Below are 8,901 nucleotides of genomic sequence, written 5' to 3' on the forward strand. Positions count from 1 at the left end.
CCATGGCTGTATTTTTAGTATTAGATAACTTCCTGAGTTATGCTAGTTGTTTGATATTGTGGCGCCAAGGCAACTACAATTTTCAAGGTTATTAAGTGTGCTATTCGCTGACTTATGGTTTCGATAAACGCTTCTTTTTGTTCTTCTGGAAAATCATCACTTACATAGTTGAGCGCTTTTATTTGAAAGGTTTCCCAGTGTTGTGGTGTGGTCAATTCGTTGAATATGACCTGATCAATGAGCATGTAATCTTCTAGAATATCTCTTTCATCAAATTCCTGTACTGTGATGAGTTTTTCTTCTGCATCAAGTGTAAATCCTGGTACTAGTTTGAGGACAAAGTCGCTGTGGTTGAACAGAAGCTCACAAAAGGTTTCCAATTTTCCTGTCATGTAAATATCTCTTGCCAGTAACGCTGTTTTGGATAGCGACTCTGAGACATGGTTTTCTTCAAGCAGTGTTTTGGTAAATTTTTGAATCAGCTTTTGGTTGGTTGCAACGGTGTAATCATACGGAACTTGTGTTGATAAGGCTCGCAAATCCAACAATACTTCTAGTCTTTCATAATACTCTGGATAAAATTGAATTACATACGTTTCCAGCTTTTTACATACTAATAATTGTCGTTTAAAATCGCCCAGCAAGTGCAAATAGGTTCGCTTGTGTGGTACGTCGTCAAAGTTGCCAAAGTTTGCGTATTGATTGTCTCCTATATCTTCATTAATATACGTATACACAGGTTGATTTGTAAATTGTGCCATCTCATGAAAGAGTACTTGTTCAAAGAAAATGTTGAAATTGAACTGATCGATATTTGCAAAGTTTGCTTGGTTTTTATTTACAAAATCAAACGAGGCTTTGCAGTATTTTTGTAAAAAATCTAAGTTGTTTCCTCCAAAAATCCCCATATTGTATGCCTTGTTGTGAATGGATTGATCAAACAATTCCATGGAAGCTGGTAAATGTGTCAAATGCGGTCGGATCTCTGCCCACATCGTACGGTAATAGTCTGATGTTGTTTCTATGTTTTGCGCTACTAGATTTGCATTTAGTAATTCGTCACTAAATCGTTCCCACACAAATACATCTCCATCAATGTGTAAAAATGGTTCTGTTTGCATTTGATAGGCTTCTATTTTTGCCAATGCCCACAAATCTTTTGGATAACTGTTCAATTCATCCAATACTACAAGTACATTGGTGTAGGGTAGTTGTAGTTTTTCAATTAGCAACTCATATCCAAAACGATCAGTTACTAATTCAACTTCGTCATAGTATTTTACCAATTGGTTAACGCTTAAAATCCAACCCAATAAGTGATATTTGTTTGAATACCAGCCGCAACTTGGAATTTCGTTACTGTTCCCTCCTGTCCAAAAGCTTTGTATAATTTTCATAGTTTCTTGTTTTTGGTTTGGTTACTACTAGTTTTTATAATCTGTCTTTATCAGAATCGTCAATTCCTCTGTTTGATGATTTGGATTTGTTGTTTCCAAATGTGTAGGTCAGTGATAGATTGAATCTTCTGATGTCGTTATATATTTTTGAATTGAAGCGATAGTCTTGATAGATTTCTCGGTTTCTGCTTCGGTTTTGTCTAAAAATATCGCTCACAAACGTATTTAAGGTCAATCGCTTGTCATAAAAGGTAAACTTTCCCCCAAGCTGTAAGTTTGCTACATTGAATGTTCTTAAGAAGCCTGTTGTTTGCGGAAAATTTTGGAAAAAATTCGCATACACTGTATTTCCTCTTTTTTTGTTGACCGTGAATGTATTTCGTGTCGATACAAAGTATCCATGGCCTGACAATTCTGCCAGCGTCACCTCTGGAATGTTGGAATCTGAATTGTTGTAATACGCACTGAATCCGTTGTTGGTACTGAACCAGCTCGTAGGGCTCCAGTTGTAATAAATATCGAGTCCGAAGGTTGATTGATCGTAAAAGTTTTCCGGTCGTGATACAATGGCGTTTTCATCTGCTGTAGTCAACGTGATGAAATCAACTGCGTCATTCAATCGTGAGTAATACATGCTTATTTCTAAGCTATTGTTAAAGATGTACGAGACATCAATGTTGTGTGTGATGGATGGCACCAATCTTGGATTTCCTTCACTAAAGAAGAAAAAATCAGAATAGGTTCTGAACGGATTAATGTCAAAGAAGCCTGGTCGGTCGATTCGCTTTGAGTATCCTAGTGAAAACGAATGCTTATCACTCGGGTCGTACGACAATGATATACTTGGAAATAAGTTACCAAACGTATTTTCATTTACTTCTCCTGTAGTGATTGAGTTTCCGCGTGTTTGTGTATACTCATAACGAAGTCCCATGATTAGATATACTTTTTCTCCCAATGGCTTTTGGAATGATGTATACAATGCATACACTTCTTCATCATATTCAAATATGTTACTCTGATTAGGATCTAAAATTGAGGTTCCTGTAGTGGTGTCAAAATATTGGATGTCACTATTATTCTTTAAAAATGTTAGTTTTCCACCAAAACCTAGTTTTGCTTCTTTTATTGGTAAACTTACATCTACATTTAAAGAGTTTACTTGAAAGTCTGAATACGAAAGGTTAATTGCCGAATTGACGAGTAACAAATTTGCTACATTACCTTCATAGGCTGACAGGAATAAATTTCGATCGTCTTTATTGTTTTTCTTTAAATGATTGTAATTGAATTGCAACATGCTTCCTACTGTGTCTAACTTTACGTCATAATAGGCTGAGGCAGATATGTAATTGTATTCATTGGTATTGTTTGAAGGTGCAATCAAAGTTGAATCTATGTGTTGTGAACCTATGGTTCGAAAAGCTGTGTTGTTTTGTAATTCATCTTGTATTTTCCAAATCTCACCGTTTAAAATGATTCCTGCTTTGTGATTGTTGTTGAACTTGTATTCCAAATTTAATCCGCCTGACAAACCATCTATTTCTTGTTTGGTTTCTGTGGTACTGTTTCTTCTGAGTGATGGATAAATGAATTCACTTGAAGATTCGTTGCCCTTACCTTCTGAGGTCGCAAATAAATTCATAGAGACCAATAGTTTGTCTGTAGAATATTTTAAATAGGATGATGGAGAGATTCCTGCATACGAGCGTTGTACATAAGTTCCGGTCACAGAACCGTCAAATCCAACATCCGTGTTCTTTTTTAGGATGATATTGATCATTCCACTGTTTCCTGAGGCATCAAATCGTGCTGGCGGATTGGTGACAATCTCAATACGTTCTATATTTTCAGAGCGCAATGATTTTAAGTAAGAATCCAAACTTTGTCCATCTAAATTCAGCAGACGATCATTAACCATTACGGCAAGTGAACTTTTTCCAATCATTCGAATACCATCGCTAGTCGGATCAATTTTTGGTGCAAACTTGAGTGCTTCCATTGCATTAAAACCATTGGAGACAACGCTATTTTTAACATTAAATATAAGTTTGCCTGCTTTTCGTTGAATGATAGGTTTCTTGGCTGTTACGACGACAGTAGCGAGCTCATTTTGACTTTCTTTGATGATGATTGATCCTAAATTATTCGGGCTTTCGGAATTAATGATTTGCTCAACACTTTCATATCCTATAAAACTAATCACAAGTTTGAAAGGATTTTTACCAACGGTAATATCAAAAGAACCATCTTCATTGGTAATAACTCCATTTAATAAACTTCCATCCGTCACATCTTTGGCAATCACATTAGCAAAAGCTACAGTTGCATTTTGTGTATCTTTTACAACACCTATGTATTGCTGTGCGAACGTAAGTTGACTTACTAAAAGAAATAATATGTATAACTTGTTTTTCATTTTATTACTTGATATTACTTGATAACTTTTTATTTTTGAAGAGATTTATAAAAATTCTCTTGATGATTGTTATAGTAGAATCACATTGCTAAATAATAATGTTATTTCTTCTTTATCAAGTAGTTACTAATGACGTTTATAAATATCATGCAACGGATTTATAAATATCATGTATCACATTTTTGAAAAAAGCCTTTGTACCACTTGTCTCGGACGCACATATCGATTATCAGAAAAAAAAAGGCTGTTCTATGCTTATTCACATTGGTCTTTTACGAATATTTTTGATTTTTCTGATTGTTTTATACGTTTTTACCGTTATTTTTGATAGATTTTATGTGTAGAAATTTGCCTTTTTACCTGCATTTTATATCAATCAGAAAAAAATTGAAGAAAAATTGAAAAGACCTACTTACATTTTTACGTTTTTTGAGGTGATTCGATCTTCTTTTTTGCTTAAAAAGATAAGTGCTGCGCAACTTTACATCATAATTTTTATGATGTTTTGTACATCTACTGTATTTCCACAACTGAATTCTGGCTCTTTTGAAGATATGGTGTCAGACTTTTATGCTGCTTCAGACAATCCTGAAAAGGCTTTTACCATTGCAAAAAATTATCTAGCGAAAGCTAAAGAAGTGAATGATGTAGCAGAAATTATAAGCGCGTACGAATTATTTGTTACACATTTTAGTCATACTCCAAAAGCAATTTCATATACAGATAGTATTATACTATTGACTAAAAACACAAAGTTGGACAACTATCCTGCGGAAGGATATTTACTTAAAGGAACACAATTATATTATAATTCAAAGTATAATGATGCGCTAACCAATTTTGCAACTGCTAATGATTTAGCATTGGCTGCTAATAATATAGGTCAACAAATTTCCATTAAACATTATATTGGTTTACTTAAAAATGTAAGTGAAGAACGTAAAGAAGCGTTGCAAATTTTTCAACAGAATATTCAATTTATTCGAAAAAATGCTTTTGAAAAGAAAGATCCAGAGCAATATTTAAAATCCTTATTGGCGCTAGCAGATTCGTATAATAAAAATCGTGTATTGGATTCTGCTGAAATTGTGCACCAACGTGGAATTAAAGCTAGTTTACAACACTCCAATAAATATTTGTATCCTTTCTTTTTAACATCTCACGGTGTACTGTCTTATTATAAAGAGAATTACAATAGAGGAATCGACAGTTTATTAAAAGCTTCCGATTTTTTATCGAGTGAAGAAAAAGTACTTTGCGCTAACTACCTATATATATATAAGTGTTTAGACAAACTTGGAAAAAATGAAGAAGGGATTATGTATTTATCGAAAGTAGATTCGATTTATAAGAAGAAACCCAAAGTTATTTTTCAAGCAAAAGAAGCGTATGAGTTTTTAAACAAAGAGTATAAAAATGCTAATAATGCTGAAAAACAATTGGCTGCTATTGAAAAATTATTAGCTGTTGATGAAATTATCACTAAGAAATATCAAAATTTAGGAAAGGAGATTGTTCAAAAATATGAAACTCCTCTGATGATTTCTGAAAAGGTAGAATTGCTTAATGAGAAAGAAGAATTGATCACGCAATTACAGGATAAAAACTTCTTGTCACAAAAAGTGGTAATTGTTCTCATAATTCTATCCATTATATTATGTGTCATTATTTTTTACTTTTTCAGAAGAAATGCTATCAACAAGAAGCGTTTTATTGCATTGATGGAAGAGTATAATCAGAAAAAAGTTCAGAAGGAAAAGGAGAAAGGTGCTCAAGAAGAAAAAGTAAATGAAGAAAAAGCAGCCATAGTTTTATCCGCTGATAAAGAAAGTATTGGTCTATCGGAAGATATTGTGGCACCAATTTTAGTCAAACTGAAAAAGTTTGAAGACGCACACCGATATACTAAAAAGAATTATACGCTTACCAAACTTGCAAAAGAGCTCGATACCAATAGTACGTATTTGTCAAAGATCATAAATATGACCAAGGGAATGAACTTTGCAAAGTATATGAACGAGATACGAATTGATTATGCAATTGCACAATTGAAAGAAAATAAAAGGTTCCGTTCGTATACAATTAAGGCCATTGCATTAGAGGTTGGTTTTAATAATGCACAGTCATTTTCAATCGCTTTTCACAAAAAAACAGGCATTAATCCATCCTACTTCTTAAAACAGCTTGAAAATCAAGATTAAAATTTAAAAACTTGATAATCAGGTATTTAAAATTTATTTTTCATCGTGATATTTATAAATATCACTATACTTCATTATAATTGGGGCAGGTTTTCGTCTACTTTTACATCGTAATCGAAAATAATTTAACCATGAAAACAACAAAAAGAAACTTAGGAAAATTAAGCTTATCAAAATTAATTGTAGCTAAAGTAGGAGATGTCAATAGTATATATGGAGGATCTCTTCCGAAAGAGACTGAAAATTGTACTACGTTAGATACCTGTAATTGTAATAGCGGAGGCGATACCATAGATACTCAATAGAAAACTTATATTTCTCTATACCGTAAAGTGCTACTTCAGATATATACACCAATATCTTGATTTAGCATTTTACACTTTTAAATAGCATACTGATTTGTCACTAATGAAATTCTCTTCTACATTTTATTTTTTAATTATAATTTTAGTAACTCGTTGCGGAAATAGCGAGCAATATCCTCATCATATTAGTGAACAATCGACAACAAATACTTATTTTTCAAAAACTATTGAAGATCCGTATCAGTTTTTAGAAAACCTCAAAGATTCAAACGTACTTTCTTGGTTGGTTTCTCAAAATGAGTATACCCAAACAACATTGCAACGTATTTCTGGACGACAACAACTTTTAAAGAAGATAGAAGAGCATGACAAAATGCGTTCTGAAGCTATTTACAACCTAAAAGTCCTCTCTCCAAATGCCTATTATTATTTGAAATATGCAGAAAACCATGAAGCCAATATTTTATATTTTAAAAATGGGATTCACGGAGAAGAGATTGAGATTTTTAATTCTGAATTTTATAAAGTACGAGCAAAAGAAACGTATATCATTAATTACTTTCAACCAAGCTGGAATGGCGAAAAAATAGCAATTGGATTTACTAAAAACGATGAAGAGTTTTCAGAAGTTGTTGTTTATGATGTATCGCAAAAAACATTTCATAAAGAAGTCATTGATCATTGCTGGCCATCTGAATTGGGTGGTATTCATTGGTTAGATGATAATTCTGGATTTACTTATTTGCATATTCCAGATATTGATACCACATCGCCCAATTATATTTTAAATTCAGCAACCGTTTTATATCGTTTGGGGACAAATCCAAAAGATTTACATATTATTTTTTCTCGAAAAACACATCCAGAATTAAACTTACAACCAGCAGATTTTCCAATTGTAAATATTTTTGGAAAGGATCAACAATATATGTTTGGGCGTGTTGGTGGTATTGGGTTTAAAGACTATTACTATGCACCAATACATGAGTTACAACAAAAGAATGTGACTTGGAAACCACTGTTTAAAAAGAAGCATAAGGTGGAAAAGTTTTTGCCACACGGTGATGAAATATATTTTACAAGCGCACAAAAAACTTCAAATTTTGGACTTTATAAAACAACATTTCAAGAAATCAATTTCGATTCGCCTTCGGAAGTCGTTCCTACCATACATGATGAAATCATAAAAGATTTCACCATTACTTCCGAAGGTTTGTTTTATACAACTTCCAAAAATGGTGTCCTTGCCAGTTTATATCATTACACAAAAACCAACAATGAAAAAATTCCTTTACCACAAACATCTGGAAGTATTAGTTTAGCTACTATTGGAACTAAATTTCCACAATTATGGATTGAAACGGAAGGTTGGACAAGTCATAAAAACAGGTATCGATTTAACGCGCATAAGAAGGCGTTTGTTAAAGAGAACGTAACTCCAGTAATAAATTATCCTGAATTACGAGATGTCGTCGTAAAAGAGCTAGAAATCACTTCTCACGATGGTGTAAAGGTACCTTTGTCTATCATTTACAAGAAAGGAATGGTAAAAAATGGAGATAATCGTTTGTTATTGAACGGTTATGGTTGTTATAATTGGATTAATGCACCAATGCTATATCCGTATTTGTTGTATTGGATTTCAGAAGGTGGTATTTATGCTGTTGCTCATGTACGCGGCGGCGGCGAAAAAGGCGAACAATGGCATGCCTCTGGTTATAAGAGTACAAAACCGAATACCTGGAAAGATTTTATTGCATGCACCGAATATCTGATTGATGAAAAGTACACTTCAGTAAAACGACTGGCCGTTTGGGGCGGAAGCGCTGGCGGAATTAATATTGGTCGCGCCACTACCGAAAGACCTGATTTGTATGCTGCGGTTGTGATTAGAGTTGGCTTGCTAAATACAATACGATCTGAGATTGCACCTAACGGCCAAAATAATATTAAGGAATTCGGCACAGTAAAAGATTCTACCGAGTTTGAAGCGCTGTTAGCGATGGATGCCTATCATCATATTGAGAAAGATGTGGCGTATCCTTCGGTATTTTTGACTTCAGGTATCAATGATTCGCGAGTTGCAGCTTGGCAACCAGCTAAGTTTGCTGCACGTATGCAAGCTGCTACAAGTTCTGAAAATCCGATTTTATTGTCTGTAAACTTTTCTGAAGGTCACGGTTTTGATCGTACACAAAAGAGCAAGCGTGAAGAACTCGCAGATATTATTTCTTTTGCTTTGTGGCGAACAGGAAGTGAGAAGTATCGGTTGGAGTAGGCTTTATAGGTTTTGGGTGTTTGGTATTGGGTTTTAGGTGTACTCGATTGTGCTTGATTTAACATTATCTCTTCTCAATATTCATCAGTACTTAATAATTCAACCAAAGGTTTCGATCAAAAATGTCATATATTGTTAAATAAAAAACCAACATGTCAAAAAAGATTGAAAATGTTGGTTTTCTATATTTTAAAAATATCGATATAATATTTTTATTACAAACTATTTGAATTCCCGCTTATATCATCCAATATATCACCTATAAAGTCAAATTGTCGATCGGATAAGGAATCTTTTTCTA

Annotated in this window: 5 protein-coding genes; 3 read left to right on the top strand and 2 right to left on the bottom strand. The window is 33.5% G+C overall.

What is annotated here, in order from left to right; all coding sequences use genetic code 11:
- Window positions 1-20: 20 nt before the first annotated feature.
- Window positions 21-1,397, bottom strand: coding sequence for a DUF6734 family protein (locus tag MK119_RS01330; protein ID WP_290669899.1), 1,377 nt, complete (start codon window positions 1,395-1,397; stop codon window positions 21-23).
- A 34-nt stretch (window positions 1,398-1,431) separates the two neighbouring features.
- Complete coding sequence (locus tag MK119_RS01335) at window positions 1,432-3,816, bottom strand: outer membrane beta-barrel family protein (protein ID WP_290669902.1); 2,385 nt, start codon at window positions 3,814-3,816, stop codon at window positions 1,432-1,434.
- Between the two features lie 497 nt (window positions 3,817-4,313).
- Here MK119_RS01335 and MK119_RS01340 point away from each other — a divergent pair, with 497 nt between their 5' ends.
- The 3 genes from MK119_RS01340 (at window position 4,314) to MK119_RS01350 (ending at window position 8,600) form a co-directional block, all read left to right on the top strand.
- Window positions 4,314-6,017 (top strand): helix-turn-helix domain-containing protein, encoded by a 1,704-nt coding sequence (locus MK119_RS01340; protein ID WP_290669903.1) that lies wholly within the window; start codon window positions 4,314-4,316, stop codon window positions 6,015-6,017.
- Window positions 6,018-6,148: 131 nt separating this feature from the next.
- On the top strand, window positions 6,149-6,322 hold the full coding sequence (locus MK119_RS01345; protein ID WP_290669904.1) for a hypothetical protein: 174 nt from the start codon (window positions 6,149-6,151) through the stop codon (window positions 6,320-6,322).
- A gap of 103 nt (window positions 6,323-6,425) precedes the next feature.
- Window positions 6,426-8,600 (top strand): prolyl oligopeptidase family serine peptidase, encoded by a 2,175-nt coding sequence (locus MK119_RS01350; protein WP_290669905.1) that lies wholly within the window; start codon window positions 6,426-6,428, stop codon window positions 8,598-8,600.
- Window positions 8,601-8,901 lie beyond the last annotated feature (301 nt).

The organism is Kordia sp. (assembly GCF_022447245.1).
Lineage (GTDB): Bacteria > Bacteroidota > Bacteroidia > Flavobacteriales > Flavobacteriaceae > Kordia.

Excerpts from the sequence above, each read along its gene's own strand:
- MK119_RS01330 (WP_290669899.1), bottom strand. The coding sequence starts at position 1,397 with ATGAAAATTATACAAAGCTTTTGGACAGGAGGGAACAGTAACGAAATT.
- MK119_RS01335 (WP_290669902.1), bottom strand. The coding sequence starts at position 3,816 with ATGAAAAACAAGTTATACATATTATTTCTTTTAGTAAGTCAACTTACG.
- MK119_RS01340 (WP_290669903.1), top strand. The coding sequence starts at position 4,314 with ATGATGTTTTGTACATCTACTGTATTTCCACAACTGAATTCTGGCTCT.
- MK119_RS01345 (WP_290669904.1), top strand. The coding sequence starts at position 6,149 with ATGAAAACAACAAAAAGAAACTTAGGAAAATTAAGCTTATCAAAATTA.
- MK119_RS01350 (WP_290669905.1), top strand. The coding sequence starts at position 6,426 with ATGAAATTCTCTTCTACATTTTATTTTTTAATTATAATTTTAGTAACT.